Here is a 19299-nt window from a genome sequence, read left to right as displayed (position 1 = left end):
ACACCTACTTTAAATGATTTTCAAAGTACGCGTCAGTACTTGCTTCAACTTGCTCTAACGTCGCACCCTCTTGTAGTTCTATTAACTGCATCACACCATGTTCAAATTGAAATACTGCCAAATCAGTAATTAATGTATCCACCACTTGCGCACCAGTTAACGGTAACTCACACTGTGCCTTAATTTTAGACTCTCCATGCTTATTCATATGATCCATTATCACAACCACTTTCTTTGCGCCAACGACTAAATCCATGGCGCCACCCATACCTTTGACTAATTTCCCTGGAATCATATAATTTGCCAGATCACCCTTCTCAGAAACTTCCATACCACCTAGAATGGCCAAATCGATATGACCACCTCTAATCATGGCAAAGGACTCTGCGTTATCAAAGAATGATGCACCTTTAGCAGCAGTAACCGTCTCCTTACCCGCATTGATTAAATCAGCATCTACTTCATCCTCCGTTGGATAAGGTCCAATACCTAATAAACCATTTTCAGATTGGAAGTAAACATTCTGCACATGATCATTAAGCTCATTGGCAACTAATGTCGGCATACCGATACCAAGATTAATAACCATATTACTTTCAATTTCTTTCGCTGCACGTTGAATAATCCTTTGCCTTTGGATTTGTTTACTCATGATTAGCCTCCTTTACAGTGCGTTTCTCTATTCTCTTTTCAAAATGCTTCCCTAAATAAATATAATCCACATATACACCAGACAAATGTACCTCATCTGGGTTAATTTCACCAATTTCTACTAATTCCTCAACCTCAACAACTGTAGTCGTTGCAGCCATGGCACATAGCGGATTAAAATTACGCGCAGTCTTCTCAAAGACTAAATTACCAAAAGTATCCGCCTTTTTCGCCTTAACAATGCCATAATCCCCTGTTATTGCTCGCTCCATAAGAAATGTTTCACCATCAAAGTCACGCGTTTCCTTACCTTCAGCGACAAGCGTACCGACACCCGTCTTCGTATAAAATGCTGGAATACCAGCACCACCTGCACGCAATTTCTCAGCTAATGTACCTTGTGGCGTTAATTCCACATCCAATTCACCATTAATTAACTGTTGCTCAAAGATTTTATTTTCACCTACATAAGAACTAACCATCTTATCAATTTGCTTATTTTCCAGTAATCTACCTAAACCAAAATCATCTACTCCACAATTATTACTCACCACTGTTAAACCCTTCGTCCCCTTAGCACGAATTGCTTCAATTGAATGCTCCGGTATACCACACAACCCAAATCCACCTGCTAATATCGACATGCCATCCGTTAAGCCCTCAAATGCAGATTCTAAATTTTGAATTACTTTAGACATCATATCCCTCATTTCTATCGTTGATAATTACATATTTCATTTAGGTATTTAGCACCTAGTACTAATATTTATTATACTTTATCTTCAGTTGAAAGTCTTTTTATAACAGTTCGTATACTTAGAAGGAATCATAAATGGTATTCTAGTTAAATATTGCACTGCCATTTTGCACACAGTAACTGCGCTAATTATTAATTGTTTGCTTTAACAACAGTTAAAGATATTAATTTGACTTTTTAAGGTGAAAAAACAGGCTAAAACATTGTTACTTAATGTTTTAGCCTGTTACGAAATTCAGTGATAAATCACTATTATAAAATGACAGAACATCAACAACTATACTTAATTCAGTATAAATTGTTATTACTAATTTTATTATTTTAGTTCTTTGATTATAGCAACGACTTTATCTTGTTGTGCTTCAGTCATATCTGACCCAGATGGCAGACAGACACCATGATCAAATAGGAATTTAGCATTATCGTCATGATCAAAAATAAAATCATAATCTTTATATAGTGGTTGTAAATGCATAGGTTTCCATACTGGTCGCGCCTCAATATTTGCTTCATCTAATTTATGAATTATGTCATTTGCAGTGAAACCAGCCTTACTTTCATCAATAGTCAACGCTGTAAGCCATCGATTTGATTTGGAATCTTTTAGTTCAGGTTGGAATTCGAGCCCTTCGATATCACTTAGTTCACGTTGATATTTATCAAAGATTGCTCTTCTTCTTTCAACTCGCTTATCTAATACTTTCATTTGTCCTCTACCAATTCCCGCTGAAATGTTACTTAATCTATAGTTATAACCTAACTCACTGTGCTGATAATGTAACGCTTTATCTCGAGCTTGTGTAGATAAGAACAATGCATGATCTCTATTAGATTTACTGTGAGTTACTAACATTCCTCCACCACTTGTTGTGATGATCTTGTTGCCATTAAATGAAAATATTCCATAATCTCCTAAGCTACCACTCATTGCACCTTGATACTCAGATCCTAACGATTCAGCCGCATCTTCAATCAATATCACCTTATATCGGTCACAAAGTGCTTTTATTTTATCTAATTGTGCAGATTGACCATATAAATTAACTACAATCACAGCTTTAGGCAATTGACCTTTTGCTGCGTATTTTTCAAAAGCTTTTTCAAGTGCATTTGGAGACATATTCCAAGAATCTAATTCAGAATCGATAAGTACGGGTGTTGCACCTTGATATAAAATAGGATTAGACGTTGCACAAAATGTTAATGATGAACAAAATACAATATCTCCTACACCAACTTCACTTTCTATCAAAGCTAAATGAATCGCAGCTGTTCCACTACTTACTGCTAAAGCCTCATTCACACCAACATATGCTTTTATATCATTTTCAAATCCAGTAACATTTTCTCCTAATGGAGCAATCCAGTTTTGTTCAAATGCTTGGTTGATAAAATCTAGTTCGTCTCCGCCCATATGCGGTCTAGACAAGAATACTCTTTCATTTTCCAATTATATTCACTCCTTAGATATTGCAGGTGTCCCTACAACCGTTTGATACGATTCAATATCATTAATAACAGTAGCACCTGCACCGATGACACAATCTTGCCCTATATTAATTTGCGGTATGACTTTGGCGCCTATAGCTACATGTGTTTGCCTCCCCACTGAAACACCACCAGCTAGCATTGCTCCAGGTGAAATATGAACATAATCTCCTATACGATTATCATGTTCTACAACAGCACTCGTATTTATAATGACATGTTCACCTATAACCGTATCTGCGTTAACAACAGCATTCGGCATTACCACTGTTCCATAGCCTATCTCACTATAAGGACTGATGATTGCAGTAGGATGAATCACTTTCGCGAACTGCTTAATCGCTATATTACTTTGCTCAAAAATTTGTGCCCTTACTTTATTATTACCAATGGCAATAATAAAGTAATAATCATTACGATAGCGCTCTAAATGTGATAAATTATCATAAAAGCATCCACTTTCTTCATAATAATTATCAATATTATTGTCTAAATAACCAGCCAAGATAAATTCACCCTGTGCATTAATAACATCCTTTATGACTTTGGCATGACCGCCATTACCAATGATTACAACCTTTTTCATCATAAATTACCTCTAAATTTCTCTGTTGTGACATGATCCGTAGCATTAATATCTTTCTTTTGTAAAACATTTTGAACAGTTTTATAAAGAATATACATATCCAATTTGAAAGACTGATTTTCTACATACCAAACATCTAATTTGAATTTTTGTTCCCAAGTAATTGCGTTACGACCATTGATTTGAGCCCAACCTGTTATGCCCGGTTTAACTTGATGACGTTTTTTCTGTTCTTCATTATATAAGGGTAAATATTCCATTAATAACGGTCTTGGTCCTACTAAACTTAGGTCACCTTTTAACACATTAAATAATTGTGGTAACTCATCAACACTTGTTTTTCTAATAGCAGCGCCTAATTTGGTCATTCTTTGATCATCTGGCAACAGTTCACCATGACTGTCCTTTTCATCCGTCATAGTACGAAATTTAAAGATTTCAAATGGCACTTCATTTTTACCTGGTCTAATTTGTCTAAATAACACAGGCTTTCCTAGCTTTGTCGCGATTAAAAAGTAAGAAATAATTAAAATTGGTGCACTTAGTATCAATCCAAATAAACTTACAGAAAAGTCGAACAATCTTTTTAACATGCACTCACCCTCAAACTATTTGTTAGCATCAAAAACGAATAATTGTTTTTCCACCACATTTTTTTCATCATATAAATCTTTCGCGCGTTGATATCCCGCATTTTTAAATCGGCTTAATTCTGCTGCATCATTTGCCAAAATATCAATTTTATTTGCAATAAACTTTGGTGCATTTAAGGGAACGATATAACCGGTTTCTCCATCGACCACTTCTTCTCTAGAACCTCTAATATTTGTAGCAATCACGGCATTTTTCATTGCCATAGCCTCAATAATTGATCGTGGCATGCCTTCTCTATATGATGGTAAACAGTAAATATCACTAATTGCTAAATATTCATTTATATTGGATATTTGACCAGTGAAAGTGATGTTTTTATTTTGTTTAAATTTTTCAATTAAATGAATTGTCTCTGTATCCCTTTCACCATCAGGCAAGTCACCAATAATTATATATTTAACATTTTTTGAAGTCAGTTTTTCATATGAATTTAATAAATCTAAAATACCTTTTTCTTTAACTAACCTTCCAATAAATGAAACCACAATATCTTCATGTGAAATATTTAAGTTATTTCTTAAATGTGATAAATCTTTTGAAGTTACAACATCATAATTAAATTTATTATCGATATCTATACCGTTACTGATGTGCAAATAATTATTATGTTTTGATTCAAGTAAAAAATTATTCTTTTTAGCCACTTCATAATCTTCAACACTTTGAGTAAAAATATAATCTGTCGCTAATTTGCCAATCCATTTTTCGATATTAAAATACACTTTATATTGGACTGTATTCATTTCATCATGGAAGTAAAAACCATGTGCAGTATATATTATTGTTTTTACACGAGCTAATTTAGCTGCAATCCTACCCAACACTGCTGCAACAGGTGTGTGAACATGCACAATATCAGGCTTAATTTGTCTAAATAATTTGACCATCTTTAAAATAGATTTCAAGTTATTCACAGGACTGATTTTTCTATCAATATTTATATTATGAACATGCACACCTTGCTTTTCGAGTTCATCTTGTTGTTCCCCCATAGTACTAATGCAATGCACTTCATGACCTTCACGTACGCTTGTTTCATTCAGTGCCTTTAATAACTTCAAATGTGTCATTTCTATAGCTGCAATTTGGACAATTTTCATCACTATAGCCTCCAAAGTCTTTGACTTTCGTTTATATCCTTATCAGATATTACTCCTTTAATATCAAATATTACACCATTTTCTTGTACTAAATTTATATACTCAGACTTATTTTCCAAATATTCTTTATGCGAGACTGCGAAAATTAACACATCTGCTTTTGACATTTGTTCCTTATCTTTAAGGTCAATATCAAAGATATCTTTAGCTTCTTTTTTATCGGCTTCTACATCGTTAACCTTAATTTCCAAACCATACGATGCTAATTCTTCAATAATATGAATCACTTTTGTATTTCTTAAGTCAGGACAGTTTTCCTTAAATGTTAATCCTAAAACATTAACACTGGCATTTTGAACTTCCATTCCATGTTTTAACATCTCTTTTATAACATTAGAAGCTATATGCTTTGCCATATTATCATTAATTCTTCTACCTGAAAGTATTACTTCTGGATGATGTCCTACCTCTTGTGCCTTATGAGTTAAATAATATGGATCAACTCCTATACAATGCCCACCTACTAATCCAGGCTTAAAGTTTAAGAAGTTCCATTTCGTACCTGAGGCTTTTAATACTTCGTTCGTATCAATGTTTAATTTATCAAAAATAATTGCTAATTCATTCATTAATGCAATATTTACATCTCTCTGTGTATTTTCAATTACCTTTGCAGCCTCTGCGACTTTAATTGATGAAGCTTTGTAAACACCCGCTTTAACTACTGAGTCATATACTTCAGCTACAATTTCTAGGACTTCTGGAGTTTGACCAGATACAACTTTTGTAATTGTTTCAAATGTATGTTCTTTATCACCAGGATTAATTCGCTCAGGTGAATAGCCAATAAAGAAATCCTTTCCACATTCTAGTCCTGAAAATTTCTCTAAGACAGGGACACACTCTTCTTCAGTTGCCCCAGGATAAACTGTTGATTCATAAACAATAATAGAGCCTTTTTTTAATGCACTACCAACTGTTTCACTTGCTTTAATCAGTGGTGTTAAGTTTGGCTTATTATGTTTATCAATTGGCGTTGGAACAGCCACAATAATAAAATCTGACTCACTTAATTTATCTCTATCTGAAGTATATTCTACATTTGAAGCTTCAAGTTTTTCAGTTGTTACCTCATTCGTTCTATCATAATTATTTTTTAATTCGCTTATTCTACCTTCATTAATATCAAAACCGATAACCTTGTGTTTATTCCCAAATGATACTGCAACTGGTAAACCAACATATCCTAAACCTACAACAGCTATATTTCTATCCATTAATGATTTCTCCCTTATTTTATTTGTAATAATTTAAATACCAATCAATAAATTTGTTAACGCCATCTTGTATTGATGTTTCTGGTTTAAAATCAATATTATTGTATAAATCATCGACATTAGCATAAGTTTCAGGTACATCACCTGCTTGTAAATCCATATAATTCTTTTTAGCAGTTTTACCTAATTTATTTTCAATAGCTTCAACAAATTCCATTAATCTCACTGGACTGTTATTTCCGATATTATATACTTTGTATGGTGCATATGATGAAGATGGATCTGGATTAGCTCCTGACCATTCTGGGTTTGGTTCAGCTGGTTTCTCGATAAGTCTACTAATTGCTTCCACGATATCGTCCACATAGGTAAAATCACGCATCATATTTCCATGATTGTACACATCAATAGCTTCATCATTTACAATCGCTTTAGTAAATTTAAATAATGCCATATCAGGTCTACCCCATGGTCCATAAACTGTAAAGAATCTTAATCCTGTTGTTGGTAACTGATACAAGTGACTATATGTATGGGCCATAAGTTCATTTGATTTCTTCGTTGCAGCGTATAAACTTAATGGATGGTCAATATTGTCTGATGTACTAAATGGTTTAGATGTATTCGCACCATATACTGAACTTGAAGATGCATAAATTAAATGTTTCACGTCAAAGTGTCTTGAACATTCAAGTATATTCATAAACCCTACTACATTTGCATCAATGTATGCTCTTGGGTTTTCTAAGCTATATCTAACCCCTGCTTGTGCAGCTAAATTAACTACGACTTCTGGCTGTTCTTTAATAAATACTTCCTTCAAGTCTTCATAATCTTCTAAGTTCAATTTAAAAAATGTAAAGTTATTATCGCCTATTGACTTTAATCTATCTTCTTTCAACGACACAGAATAGTAGTCATTTATATTGTCTACACCCATAACTTCATGATGTTGTGCAATTAACTTTTTAGCTAAATGAGAGCCTATAAACCCAGCAGCACCTGTTATTAATATTTTCATAAATTATTCCTCCAATTTTTTAATCTTTTTCATTGGTACACCTGCACCTAACCATCCAGATTCCAAATCTTTCACAACAATCGAACCTGCTGCCACAACAGATCTTTGTTTGATAGTCACATTACTTAAAACTCTGACCCCACAACCAATCCAAACATCATCTTTAATAACAATTTTCCCTTTAGATACCTCATTATATTTAATTGGTATTGTAGTGTCGTTCCATGTATGGTTCGTTGTAATTAATGTAGAACTGTGCGCTATAGATACATTATCCCCAATTTCTAGTCCTCCATAGCCATCTATATAGCACATGTCATGGATACTTACGTTATCTCCAATAATCGTATTTTTCATATTTTTAAGGCTTACATTTTTACCAATATACACATTATTCCCAATTTGTTTTGCTATACTAGCCAAAATGATATAACGTATTGCAAGTTGAATTTTAAAATTAGTCCTCGTATTTATTTCATATAACGAAGTCCTTAACCTATATGGGAAAAAACGTAAAATTTTGCTAAATTTCTTCATTAAAGTATAAATTTTATTGTTCATTTAATTTTTTCCTCCCAAAATAATATTGGCAGATAAACATAATCAGTAATAATGATGTTTTATCGCGATGTCTTAATGCAGAACCATAGTTATAGGTACCTAAAGCGAACACCATAAATGATAATGCCACAATAATTAAGATGATTAAGACTTTTTGGTTCTTAGTTTTCCTATAAATTTTAATACCTAAAATAAATGAGATAACTATTAACAGAATATTAATAAATCCAATCATATCGGAGGCAGTTCTTATTTCCCACGGAAACGGTTTGAAGGCAAAGAATACTTCTTGCTTAACTTTAGTACTCAATCCGCCCCTTTCAGCAGGACTAATGTAGTCAGCTCTTGAACCTGTCATCTCATTTACTTCCACTGTTTCTCCTGTACCAAGACTATTCTGTATTTTTGTATTGTCTGTTTTTGTAATAAATAGTAGAAGTGCCAAAAGCGATACGATAACTACTATCGACTTAAATAAGAAATTCTGTTTTGAAAACAAACAAAAATAAACACCTAGTACAGCTAGAAGTCCTACCATACCCACATGGAAAACGCTACCTAAAACAATCGCCAATATACTGATAAATAGATATAAAATCCTTTTGCTATCATGATATTTTAAAATTGCTAAGGTAAAAATTAAGACAAATAATATTACATATATCTCTCTTAAAGTAATAACAGTGTTAATAAGTGTCAGTGGATATAAAACAAATAAATATGAACTAATAATTGCTACTTTTTGATTTCCAAATACATTCACAACAATTTTGTATAACAAAATAACACAAATTGTATGTACGGTGATATTGACTAATCCAGGCAAAATTTCAAAAGGTTTGCCTAGAAAATAAACAAAGGATAGCAATTTAGAATAGGCAGTCGAGCTTTGAAATACATTCACATTCATGTTTAATGCCAAATGGTTATAATAGCCTATGGCCAACTTTTCAAATCTGACATCATCGTTACCAGAACCAGGCAGTTCAATAAAGTATTTGTGAGTAATTAATGCTGTAAGATAAATCAACCATTGAATTATAATTAATAAAAATAGTTTTATATTTAACTTACTAATTAACAAATACATTAAGATTAATAGATTTATAATCACAATTAAAAATATGTTTAACCACCCATACCAAAGCGCTAAAGCAAATAATAAAATTAAGGGGATGATTAATAAGAGCTCTTTCTTAAATTTCATTTTTTACTCCTTTGATTATTTTAAGACTCAAGATCAATTTCATAACAAATATGGAAATTGCAAAAATAGTGAATGTATATGTTGCGCCTAAAATTCCAAATAAATTAATCAGTATCAAACTTGATAATAAGACGATGACTACGCTTATCACCTGTATTCTAGTGTTATATTTATATTTATTATGTGCATTGATATAAAGGTCAAATAGAATACTCATATAAACTAATATTGCACTGAAAATAATAATTAAAATTTGTAATTTATAAGCTAAAAACTTTTGATTAAACATAATAACTATAATGTTATCTAGAATAGTAAAACTGACAATAATCACAATAACGTATGAAAAAATGCCACCTATAATAATTCCAACCAGCAATTTTTTCAAGTAACTAAAATTAAATTTATTTTCAACAGTCTTGGGTAACACGTAGTTATATATTGAAAAGAAGAACGTATTACCCGTAGAATAAATTGTTAAAATACTACTAAATATACCAACTGCTGCAATACTTGAAGCATATTCTAAGACATACTTTGGTATATTGGTGTTTAATGATGATAAAAATAATGTAATGGATAATGGAATACCCAATGAAATTAACTTTTTATATTCACTTATGTTTAGTTTTTCTAAAACAAATGCCTGTTTATTAATAATAAAGAAGCAAACTATTGTTAGTAGACTGTATATAGTAAAAGGTAAAACTAAATTTCCTATTGTATAATATAAAGCTATAATTAACCCCATTTGTAAAAAAGATAATCCAAGTTTGAAATATCCAACAAATCTGTGCTTTTGTTCTTTTATATAATAAGCAAAATTAATATCTAATAAATTTTCAGCAACTTTACTTAATCCAACCATAAATAGTAAAAGGTACTGATTTGAATTTATGCTTGTAAAAAGCATGATAATAATCATATAGATAAGTAAAATAAGAACAGACATAATGAATCTTGCTTTAAAATAACGTTCTCTTTTGAATTCATCCGTTGTGACAATCAATGTATTAAATCCAAAAGATAGCAATAATACTAATGGAGCAATTAATGCCACACCATATGTGTATGCACCTAAATCATTTTGTGTACCTAGTTTTAAAATCAATAAAATAACTATCCATTGCATAAAGCCGAAGACAATATTCCCTAGAAGGTATACTAAAAAATTATGCTTCAAAGTAACTATCACTCCGATTTACAAAGTCTACAACGTCTATTTCTCCATTTGTTATTCTATTGACTTTTAGCAATAACTCGCTATTGGTATATACTTTCGATTTACCTCTATAAATTTTTTCATATACTTGATCAGGATGTATTTCATCTTCGTTAAGTAGTTCTTCAAATAATTTCTCTCCTGGTCTCACTCCCGAGAATTCAATTCCAATATCTTCTTCTTTTTTACCACTTAGATGGATTAAATTTTTAGCTAAATCTACAATTTTCACTGGTTCACCCATGTCTAATACAAATATTTCTCCACCTTTTGCTAAGGCACCAGCTTGTAATACCAATCTAGAAGCTTCAGGTATCGTCATAAAGTAACGCGTCATATCAGGATGTGTAACAGTAACAGGTCCTCCCGCTTCAATTTGTTTCTTAAACAATGGAATCACTGATCCTCTTGAACCCAGTACATTGCCAAAACGTACTGCTACAAAGCTTGTCTTACTTGATTCATCATTTAAACTTTGAATAATCATCTCAGCTACACGTTTAGTAGCACCCATTACGTTTGGTGGATTAACTGCTTTGTCAGTCGAAATCATTACAAATTTATTTACGTTAGCTTCCCTTGCAGATTCTGCTGTATTTTTTGTTCCTAATATATTATTTCTAATAGCTTCTTTAGGGTTATATTCCATCAACGGTACATGTTTATGCGCTGCCGCGTGGTATACCGCATATGGTTTATGTTCTTGCATAACTTCTAACATTCTTTGCTTATTTTGAATATCTGCTATTACTGGTACAATATCAATTTGATCTTTATATTTTTTTGTTAATTCCTGATGTATCAAGTAAATACTATTTTCACCGTGGCCTAATAAGATAATGCGCTTTGGATTAAACTTACATACCTGTCGACAAATTTCTGATCCAATGGAACCACCTGCGCCCGTTACTAAAATGGTTTGATTCGTCAATTGTCTTGATATCATAGCCATATCCAGCTCTACAGGTTCTCTACCAAGTAAGTCCTCAATTTTGACTTTCTTTAATTGATTAACTTCAAGTGCACCTGAAAGTACATCATCAATATTAGGCATTTTAAAGATTTCAACGCCTTCAATATTACAAATATCATTAATTTCCTTCATTCGACCTGATGATAAAGTAGGTATTGCTATAATAATTTTTTTGATTTTATACTTGTTTACTAAATGTGGTACGTCCTTTATGTATCCTTGAACTTTCACACCTTCAGTAATTACAATTTTTTGCTTATTAATATCATCGTCAACTGCCAGTACAGGTTACATGCCCATATTTGGACTTCTTAACATTTGTCTAATTAGTAATGAACCGCCCTGACCTGCACCAACAATTAATGTTGGTTTTTTCTTAACTGCCTTACCTACTACATATTTTCTATAAACTCTCCAAAATATTCTTGATCCCCCAATTAGTATGATGTGCATCATCCACGTAATAAAATACAATCTTAAGAATGGTGCTTGCCATGTAATTAGTGGTACAACAACAATTGTTGCTAATATAGAGCAAGTAACAGATTGAACAACAAGTAGCAATTCGCTGACACTCGCATATTCCCATGCTCGATGATATAAATTAAATATTGCTGCAAAGAGATGATGGAATATTAATAAACTAATTGCAGAAATGATCAAAATCCTTATTGAATAACTCTCAAAAAACGGTTCTAAAATTAAATAACCCAAAAACACTGAAAATGTTACGATTAATGAATCTATAAATATGAGCAACATTAATCGCACTCTGATAGAAAGATGTGTCACCTAATCCCCTCATTCACTATAATTTATTCTAAAAAATACCAAACCATTTCTTTTGTTTATAATCTTTAGTTGGACGTCCTTTTATAATCTTTTCATTCTTAATCAATTTTTCAGCATTGACAAAATAGCCTTCTATTTCATCTCTGTAATTTTTCAAACTTTTATCTTGCAATAATGTATTCATTAAAAATGGCCGTTGGTGAACATTATGCGCATCTGATGCTATAAAATGGACTAAGTCATTTTCAATCATTTTGAGCGAAGTCTTTTTAATATTCTTTCCAGAATCGCCTGCTAACGACCCAGAGGTCAATTGCGCCAAAGCACCACCATCGACCAACTCAAAAAGCACATCCAAATCTTGTACAATAGCTTTGTTTCTCTCTGGATGCGCGATGATTGGTATGTATCCCATTGTTTGAATTTCATAAAATAATTTATTCGTATAAACTGGTACTTCATTTGAAGGAAACTCAATTAATAAATAATTTGACCCATTTATTCCTGTTATTTTTCCTGCTTCAATATCTGTTAAAATTTGATCAGTAATCCTAATTTCTTGTCCATAATATAAATCAATATTCAACTCTTGATGTTTCAGTGCAGTATCCAATACAATAAGCTTTTCTTGAATACTATTGATATCATTTGAAAAGTTAGGGTGTAAATGATGTGGAGTTGCCACAATACCTGTTACACCCTCTGATATTGCCTGTCTAATAAGTTCAATGGCATCTTCAAGTGATTTTGGTCCATCATCGATGCCATATAAAATATGGTTATGTATATCAATCATCATTTCCATCCCCATAATAGTTGTAATAACTTGAAGAATTATCTTTAGCTGCTTTGTTTAAAACTGCACCAATAACTTTGCCGTTTGATTGTTCAATGAGTTCTTTTGCCTTTTTAACTTCATTTTTATCACTTTTTTCACTATCAATAACTAGAATGCAATCTCTCACAATTTGTGCATATAATTGTGCATCAGTCACTGTATTAACTGGTGGTGTATCAATAATGATAAAGTCATATTCAGTAGCTAATTTTTGATATAATTCACGGAACTTTCTAGTTGTTATCAATTCTGACGGGTTTGGTGGTACCGGGCCTGAAGTTAATACGTCAAGGTTTTCAATATGTGTCTCTTTAATTGCATCTATTTCTAGTGTTTTACCAATAATCAAATTTGAAAGACCACTATTGTTAGTTAAATTGAATACATAATGTTGAGTTGCTCTACGCATGTCTCCGTCAATAATTAAGGTTCTATAACCAGCTTGAGCATATGTAATTGCAATATTTGCAGAAATGGTACTTTTACCAGATGAAGCCTTTTCTGAAGTAATCAATATGCTACTGATTTCTTTATCTGCATTTGAAAACATAATATTCGAACGGATACCTCTGAATTTCTCACTTATAATGGACTTTGGTTTGTCATACGTAAAAAGTGGCGATATTTTTGATGCACCCTTATTCTTCTTTGCCATAATAAATTCCTTTCTTATTCAAATTTTTGAATTGATCCTAATACTGGAATATTAAACTCTTCTTTCACCTGTTCTTCGGTACGAATACGTTTATCGAATAGTTCTTTAAATATAATAATTAAAAATGCAATGAATAATCCTGCTAATAATCCAAGACCTAAATTAACGATTGTCTTCGGTTCAACTTTTGATGCAGTGCCATCTGCACTAGATAAAATAGATACATTATCGACACTCATAATATCTGGTACTTCTTTACTAAATACTTTTGCAATTTTATTAGCTACAATTTCAGAATCTCTCCTACTATTACTTGTAACCCCTATTTCTAGTATTTGAGATCGATCTTGATTTGTAACAGTTAACATACTAGAAATTTCACTTGCTGAATATTGATGTTTTACAGACTTAGAAACCTTATCTATAATTCGTGGACTCTTGATGATTTCAGAATATGTATTAACAAGCTCTATGTTACTTTGTACTTCTTGAGCCATCATTTGTTGATCTTTATTTTTTTCATTAACAAGAACCTGAGTGGTTGCTTGATATTTAGGCGTCATAAAAAAGAAAGTAATAATAGCACTAACTATTAAACAAATTAATGGTAACAAGATAAGTAACTTTAAATTCTTTTTGATAATACGTGTGATTTTAGATAAATCAAATGTATTTTCCATATAAACCTCCCAAAAAACAAAATTTAATTCTATTAAACCAAACATTTCTGTTTTGCACAATAGTCTTTTGTACATTGATTAATTTGCATTAATTAATTTTACAAAACTTTAAAATATTATTAATATCTATACATCTATAAAAAAGGCCCAAAAAAAGCCTTTCAACATAAACACAGTTTTGCATTTATGCCAAAAGGCTTGAGTAAATTATTTTATATAGTAAGAATGACCTTAACTAATTTCAATTTGAAATCGACGTATGACTGTCCCATCATCTAACAATGCAGGTTCAATTTCTTCGCCACCATTATGCTTTATCACAGCAGCAGACGCTTTATTGGATTCGTCGCATGTCACTAATGCTTCTTGAACACCAATACGTGACAAATAATCTAATGATTTCTTTAATATCTTATTTCCATACCCTTTACCACGATGTTTCTTACGTACTCCATATCCAATATGACCGCCAACACGCTTCAAGTGATCGTTTAAATCATGACGAATATTTGCTGCTCCAATGATTTCATTTTCATCAATCAAAAATAAGGTCGTATTATCAATTTCTGAATTACGTGATTTATTATCTGCCAACTCATGAACTAATGTCTCAAAGTTATCATATTTAACAATATTCGTTGCTGCTGGCACAACTTGTTCGTCATGGTCAATCCATTCACTCATATAATCACAATACAAAGATTCATCACTCATTGTTAACTCTCTAAATTCCATCATGTCAACGCTCCTTTCTATTTCCTTAAATATTTATTGGATCATCGTGTAAATTCTGATAATAAACGTATTGATCCGTCCATGCGCCATCTTGGAAAATAAATCCCTTTCTTAAACATTCATAGTGAAATCCTAGCTTTTCAATTAAATGTTGCGATGGTTTATTTCCAATATCAATATGTGCTTCTAGTCGGTGAAACTTAAAATTATCTTTAGCTTGTTTAATTAATTCCGATATCGCTTCAAAGGCATAGCCTTGACGCCAATATTGATTATGAATAAAATAACCAATCTCTGCCCATTGAAATGCATCTCTACTCAAATTCTTCAAATCTAGCATGCCAATATGAGCAGCACTCACCTTATCGAAAATTGCAAAAATATATAAATCATCAGCATTTCTCGCCTGGCGTTGACGTTCAACCAACTCAGTAAACCAGGGTTGAGTCGCATCAGACATATCAACTTGTCCCTCATCAAATTGATGTTGTGATGGTTTACGATTTATAAATCCAGAAAGCCAAATTTCATAGTCATTTTCTTCCAACGGTCTTATGATAAGCCGTTGAGTACTGAATTGCAACCTTAAATTTTGTTTCAATGATTAACAACCTTTATCTAATTTTATAGTGTAATTACGTTCAATTATCCAAATTAATGATAATGACTTTATACCTATCATAATACATCTGATACGCAAAGAGAAATAAAGCTATCTAAGCACTTTATTTGCGTTAAAATTTTATATTTTGGGTATATAATATAATGAAAACGCAAACATGATTTGCACAAAAAATGTCCCTTTAGCATACAACGACTGTCGCTTAAATTGTATACATGTGGTTGGTAGATAAAGGAGGGTGTTACTTATGAACAGTAATACATCTAAAATATTTTTCGTGTTTTTCGGCATATTATCTTGGTTATCTACGATGTTTTTATTTATTTTACCTATGTTGACGCCTTATCAAAAATATATTGAAAATCAAAATGGTATTTCAGCAGGATGGGTTATTACGCTACTAGCCATTATTACGTTATTCTATATTGGTATATTGATACTAGATATATTTAGTACGACTGCTACACAAGTATTACAATTTGTACTACTCACTGTAGTTGTTGTTTCCGCTTTACCATCTATTACAGCATTTGTAATTGTTTCATTTATCGTAGATATAAGTATTATTGAAATATTTATACCGATTATTTTGATTATTTTGGCCAGTATGTTGCATATTTTATGGTTTGCTATCCCATTCTTACAAAATAAGCAACGCCGTGAAGAATTACTAGAAAAAAACAAAGCGATCTATGATAAATATAAATAGTAGCTAAAAAGCAACTTGCAACATCTAAAATGTGATGTACAAGTTGCTTCTTTCATTGAGACATGATATTAAGTCAATCTTACTGTAAATTGACTATATTATTTAATAATACCGATTTCTTTGCCTACCTTTTCAAATGCAGCTAATGCATCATCTAGCATTTCCTTTGTATGGGCAGCTGTTGGCATGTTACGTACACGTCCAGTGCCTTTAGGAACAGTTGGGAAGACAATTGATTTAACATATACGCCTTCTTCTTTCAAACGACTACTGAATGCTTGTGTTTCCTTTTCATCACCGATAATAACAGGTGTAATAGGCGTTTCAGAATCCCCGATATTAAAGCCTAATTCCTTCAATCCTGCTTTTAGATAATTTCCATTATCCCAAAGTTTATCATGTAATTCAGTTGACGCCATTAACTTCTTCACAGCTTCAGTAATTGCTTTCGTGTCTCCAGGAGCTAATGATGTTGAGAATAAGAATGGTCTTGATTGAGCTTTCAACCAATCAATAAGCGATTGTGTCCCAGCAACATAACCACCGACTACACCAATAGCCTTTGATAATGTACCAATTTGGAAGTCAATCTTATCTTGTAAACCAAAGTGTTTCACAGTACCAGCACCGTTACCCATTACACCAGAACCATGTGCATCATCAACATAAGTAATCAAGCCGAATTCTTCAGCAATTTCCACAATTTCTGGCAATTTTGCAACATCGCCATCCATACTAAACACACCATCAGTAATATACATTACTTTATTATATTGACCAGATTCGACTGCTTCTTTTGCTTTAGCTCTTAAATCATCCATATCTGAATGATTAACGCGGATAATCTTTGCCTTAGATAAACGACAACCATCAATAATAGAAGCATGGTTTAATTCATCCGATAAAATCGCGTCATTTTTATTCATAACAGCAGAGATTGCTGCCATATTACAGTTAAATCCTGATTGGTACGCAACTGCAGCTTCTGTACCTTTAAACTTAGCTAACGTTGTTTCTAGCTCATCATGTAAATCCAACGTACCGTTGATTGAACGCACTGCACCTGCACCAACACCATGTGTATCAATTGCATCCTTTGCCGCTTGTTTCAAATCTGCGTCTGTTGCTAGTCCTAAATAGTTATTTGAAGACAAGTTAATATATGATTTCCCGTTGATCTTAATTTCAGGTCCATTTGCACCTTCAATTGTATCAATTTCATTATACAAACCGTTATCTTTCAAATACTGAATATTTTCATCTAAAAAGCCATGTAGTGACTGTACCACTGCAAGTCCCCCTTTGAATTGTCTTTGTGTTAAGTTAATCATAACCTATTTTAAAGTTTGAGGGAAGTAGAACAATGCCCACGACAACTGTGTTTTAAGCAATATACTTTACATTAATTAATTGTACCTATGGATTATCGTGTTGAAATGGTATACTAGATAAAAAGTTATGGAAGAAGGGTTGAAGTTGTTTGATTGGTTTCAACTAGCAAATGAAAAAGAAAATAGAATGGTTCAAGTACGTCGCTATCTCCATCAGTACCCTGAACTATCTTTTGAGGAATATCACACGCATGATTTCATTATGAATCAATTAAGCCAATTATCTTGTGAAATTCAAACACCTGTAGGACGCAATGGCATTGTTGCTCGCTTTAAAGGAAATGGTGACGGTCCTACAATCGCTCTAAGAGCAGACTTTGATGCTTTGCCGATCGATGAATTAACGGATGTCGATTATAAGTCAAAGAATCCAGGTGCAATGCATGCATGTGGTCATGATGGTCATACAGCAATATTACTGGCTGTTGCTGAAATATTAGAGAGTCATTTAAATCAATTAAATGGTACAGTTGTCTTAATTTTTCAATATGGTGAAGAAATTATGCCGGGTGGATCTCAAGAGATGATTGATGATGGATGCTTGCAAGGTGTCGATAGAATTTATGGTAACCATCTTTGGAGTGGTTATCCTACAGGTACGATATATTCACGTCCAGGCGCTATGATGGCATCTCCTGATGAATTTAATATTACAATTCATGGTAGAGGCGGACATGGTGCCAAGCCACATGAAACAATTGATCCTGTAGTAATTATGGCTGAATTTATTATGAGTTCACAAAAAATAATCTCTCGTACAATTGACCCTGTAAAGCAAGCAGTACTTAGCTTCGGCATGATTCAAGCTGGTTCTGCTGATAATGTCATTCCAGATTCAGCATATTGTAGAGGTACTGTTCGCACATTTGATACAGATATTCAAGATCACGTTATTAATAAAATGGACAAATTATTACAAGGATTAGCTGTTGCAAATGATATAGAATATTCATTAGATTATATTAAAGGATACTTACCTGTTCATAATAATGCAAATTGCTACGAAGTTGTTAAACAGGCCGCTAATGATATTAATTTAAGATACAATGAATCTGATTTAATGATGGTCGGAGAGGACTTTTCACACTATTTAAAAGTACGTCCAGGCGCTTTCTTTTTAACTGGATGTGGTAACCCAGAAAAGAACTCTGATTACCCTCATCATAGCCCATATTTTAATATTGATGAAAAGGCCATGAAATACGCAGTAAGTGAGTTTTTAAAAATTCTAGAATTAGAAAATATATTTAAACAACTATAAATCATCTTATGTAAAAAGCGCTATTAGTAGCGCTTTTTTTATAACCCATTCTCTCTTTTGCTATTACATCTAATAATACTTATAGCATTTATTTTTTATAAAAAGCTATATATTATGCC

19 protein-coding genes and 1 pseudogene are annotated in these 19299 nt (G+C 32.4%); 2 read left to right on the top strand and 18 right to left on the bottom strand.

The window, feature by feature from the left end; all coding sequences use genetic code 11:
• Window positions 1–4 precede the first annotated feature (4 nt).
• From SH09_RS02210 to SH09_RS02130, 17 genes and pseudogenes are all read right to left on the bottom strand, one after another.
• Entirely contained in the window at window positions 5–652 is a 648-nt protein-coding gene (locus SH09_RS02210; RefSeq protein ID WP_042737987.1) for a 3-oxoacid CoA-transferase subunit B, read from the bottom strand.
• A complete protein-coding gene (locus SH09_RS02205; protein ID WP_042737986.1) occupies window positions 645–1349 on the bottom strand; it encodes a CoA transferase subunit A in 705 nt (234 codons plus the stop codon). Before SH09_RS02205 ends, SH09_RS02210 begins: the two co-directional genes overlap by 8 nt.
• 375 nt (window positions 1350–1724) lie before the next feature.
• On the bottom strand, window positions 1725–2858 hold the full coding sequence (locus SH09_RS02200; RefSeq protein ID WP_306669271.1) for a DegT/DnrJ/EryC1/StrS family aminotransferase: 1134 nt from the start codon (window positions 2856–2858) through the stop codon (window positions 1725–1727).
• A gap of 6 nt (window positions 2859–2864) precedes the next feature.
• Entirely contained in the window at window positions 2865–3485 is a 621-nt protein-coding gene (locus SH09_RS02195) for an acetyltransferase (RefSeq protein WP_306669272.1), read from the bottom strand.
• Window positions 3482–4075: a sugar transferase gene (locus SH09_RS02190; RefSeq protein WP_042737985.1), complete on the bottom strand. Its 594-nt coding sequence runs from the start codon at window positions 4073–4075 to the stop codon at window positions 3482–3484. Before SH09_RS02190 ends, SH09_RS02195 begins: the two co-directional genes overlap by 4 nt.
• Before the next feature lie 15 nt (window positions 4076–4090).
• Window positions 4091–5236: a glycosyltransferase family 4 protein gene (locus tag SH09_RS02185; RefSeq protein ID WP_052495402.1), complete on the bottom strand. Its 1146-nt coding sequence runs from the start codon at window positions 5234–5236 to the stop codon at window positions 4091–4093.
• Window positions 5237–5238: 2 nt separating this feature from the next.
• Complete coding sequence (locus SH09_RS02180; RefSeq protein WP_042737983.1) at window positions 5239–6513, bottom strand: nucleotide sugar dehydrogenase; 1275 nt, start codon at window positions 6511–6513, stop codon at window positions 5239–5241.
• 19 nt (window positions 6514–6532) lie between these two features.
• The gene (locus SH09_RS02175) at window positions 6533–7534 is read right to left on the bottom strand and encodes an NAD-dependent epimerase (RefSeq protein WP_042737982.1); all 1002 of its coding nucleotides are present in this window, start codon (window positions 7532–7534) and stop codon (window positions 6533–6535) included.
• Window positions 7535–7537: 3 nt separating this feature from the next.
• Window positions 7538–8095 carry an acyltransferase gene (locus SH09_RS02170; RefSeq protein WP_042737981.1) on the bottom strand — a complete coding sequence of 186 codons (558 nt, stop codon included), beginning with the start codon at window positions 8093–8095 and terminating at the stop codon, window positions 7538–7540.
• Window positions 8085–9302 carry a glycosyltransferase family protein gene (locus SH09_RS02165; RefSeq protein WP_042737980.1) on the bottom strand — a complete coding sequence of 406 codons (1218 nt, stop codon included), beginning with the start codon at window positions 9300–9302 and terminating at the stop codon, window positions 8085–8087. Before SH09_RS02165 ends, SH09_RS02170 begins: the two co-directional genes overlap by 11 nt.
• Window positions 9292–10485 carry an MATE family efflux transporter gene (locus tag SH09_RS02160; RefSeq protein ID WP_042737979.1) on the bottom strand — a complete coding sequence of 398 codons (1194 nt, stop codon included), beginning with the start codon at window positions 10483–10485 and terminating at the stop codon, window positions 9292–9294. Before SH09_RS02160 ends, SH09_RS02165 begins: the two co-directional genes overlap by 11 nt.
• A pseudogene (locus SH09_RS02155) lies at window positions 10475–12289 on the bottom strand (polysaccharide biosynthesis protein). Before SH09_RS02155 ends, SH09_RS02160 begins: the two are co-directional and overlap by 11 nt.
• Window positions 12290–12317: 28 nt before the next feature.
• Complete coding sequence (locus tag SH09_RS02150; protein ID WP_042738253.1) at window positions 12318–13085, bottom strand: tyrosine-protein phosphatase; 768 nt, start codon at window positions 13083–13085, stop codon at window positions 12318–12320.
• Complete coding sequence (locus SH09_RS02145) at window positions 13078–13782, bottom strand: polysaccharide biosynthesis tyrosine autokinase (RefSeq protein ID WP_042737978.1); 705 nt, start codon at window positions 13780–13782, stop codon at window positions 13078–13080. Before SH09_RS02145 ends, SH09_RS02150 begins: the two co-directional genes overlap by 8 nt.
• A 14-nt stretch (window positions 13783–13796) precedes the next feature.
• Window positions 13797–14462 (bottom strand): Wzz/FepE/Etk N-terminal domain-containing protein, encoded by a 666-nt coding sequence (locus SH09_RS02140; RefSeq protein ID WP_042737977.1) that lies wholly within the window; start codon window positions 14460–14462, stop codon window positions 13797–13799.
• Window positions 14463–14693: 231 nt separating this feature from the next.
• The gene (locus SH09_RS02135; protein WP_042737976.1) at window positions 14694–15200 is read right to left on the bottom strand and encodes a GNAT family N-acetyltransferase; all 507 of its coding nucleotides are present in this window, start codon (window positions 15198–15200) and stop codon (window positions 14694–14696) included.
• Between the two features lie 22 nt (window positions 15201–15222).
• Window positions 15223–15798 carry a GNAT family N-acetyltransferase gene (locus SH09_RS02130; RefSeq protein WP_042737975.1) on the bottom strand — a complete coding sequence of 192 codons (576 nt, stop codon included), beginning with the start codon at window positions 15796–15798 and terminating at the stop codon, window positions 15223–15225.
• Window positions 15799–16066: 268 nt separating this feature from the next.
• Between SH09_RS02130 and SH09_RS02125 the strand changes: the two genes are divergently transcribed.
• Entirely contained in the window at window positions 16067–16528 is a 462-nt protein-coding gene (locus SH09_RS02125; RefSeq protein ID WP_042737974.1) for a hypothetical protein, read from the top strand.
• A gap of 98 nt (window positions 16529–16626) precedes the next feature.
• Here the strand turns inward: SH09_RS02125 and SH09_RS02120 are convergent, their stop codons facing one another.
• Complete coding sequence (locus tag SH09_RS02120) at window positions 16627–17817, bottom strand: glycine C-acetyltransferase (protein ID WP_042737973.1); 1191 nt, start codon at window positions 17815–17817, stop codon at window positions 16627–16629.
• Window positions 17818–18004: 187 nt separating this feature from the next.
• Here SH09_RS02120 and SH09_RS02115 point away from each other — a divergent pair, with 187 nt between their 5' ends.
• The gene (locus SH09_RS02115) at window positions 18005–19180 is read left to right on the top strand and encodes a M20 family metallopeptidase (RefSeq protein WP_042737972.1); all 1176 of its coding nucleotides are present in this window, start codon (window positions 18005–18007) and stop codon (window positions 19178–19180) included.
• Window positions 19181–19299 lie beyond the last annotated feature (119 nt).

It is taken from the genome of Staphylococcus gallinarum (assembly GCF_000875895.1).
GTDB lineage: Bacteria > Bacillota > Bacilli > Staphylococcales > Staphylococcaceae > Staphylococcus > Staphylococcus gallinarum.
The sequence above is the reverse complement of the archived record's forward strand: the minus strand, read 5'-3'. Positions and strand labels throughout refer to the sequence as shown.

Coding starts and splice junctions, on each gene's coding strand:
- SH09_RS02210 (WP_042737987.1), bottom strand. CDS start 652: ATGAGTAAACAAATCCAAAGGCAAAGGATTATTCAACGTGCAGCGAAA.
- SH09_RS02205 (WP_042737986.1), bottom strand. CDS start 1,349: ATGTCTAAAGTAATTCAAAATTTAGAATCTGCATTTGAGGGCTTAACG.
- SH09_RS02195 (WP_306669272.1), bottom strand. CDS start 3,485: ATGATGAAAAAGGTTGTAATCATTGGTAATGGCGGTCATGCCAAAGTC.
- SH09_RS02190 (WP_042737985.1), bottom strand. CDS start 4,075: ATGTTAAAAAGATTGTTCGACTTTTCTGTAAGTTTATTTGGATTGATA.
- SH09_RS02185 (WP_052495402.1), bottom strand. CDS start 5,236: ATGAAAATTGTCCAAATTGCAGCTATAGAAATGACACATTTGAAGTTA.
- SH09_RS02180 (WP_042737983.1), bottom strand. CDS start 6,513: ATGGATAGAAATATAGCTGTTGTAGGTTTAGGATATGTTGGTTTACCA.
- SH09_RS02175 (WP_042737982.1), bottom strand. CDS start 7,534: ATGAAAATATTAATAACAGGTGCTGCTGGGTTTATAGGCTCTCATTTA.
- SH09_RS02170 (WP_042737981.1), bottom strand. CDS start 8,095: ATGAACAATAAAATTTATACTTTAATGAAGAAATTTAGCAAAATTTTA.
- SH09_RS02165 (WP_042737980.1), bottom strand. CDS start 9,302: ATGAAATTTAAGAAAGAGCTCTTATTAATCATCCCCTTAATTTTATTA.
- SH09_RS02150 (WP_042738253.1), bottom strand. CDS start 13,085: ATGATTGATATACATAACCATATTTTATATGGCATCGATGATGGACCA.
- SH09_RS02145 (WP_042737978.1), bottom strand. CDS start 13,782: ATGGCAAAGAAGAATAAGGGTGCATCAAAAATATCGCCACTTTTTACG.
- SH09_RS02140 (WP_042737977.1), bottom strand. CDS start 14,462: ATGGAAAATACATTTGATTTATCTAAAATCACACGTATTATCAAAAAG.
- SH09_RS02135 (WP_042737976.1), bottom strand. CDS start 15,200: ATGATGGAATTTAGAGAGTTAACAATGAGTGATGAATCTTTGTATTGT.
- SH09_RS02125 (WP_042737974.1), top strand. CDS start 16,067: ATGAACAGTAATACATCTAAAATATTTTTCGTGTTTTTCGGCATATTA.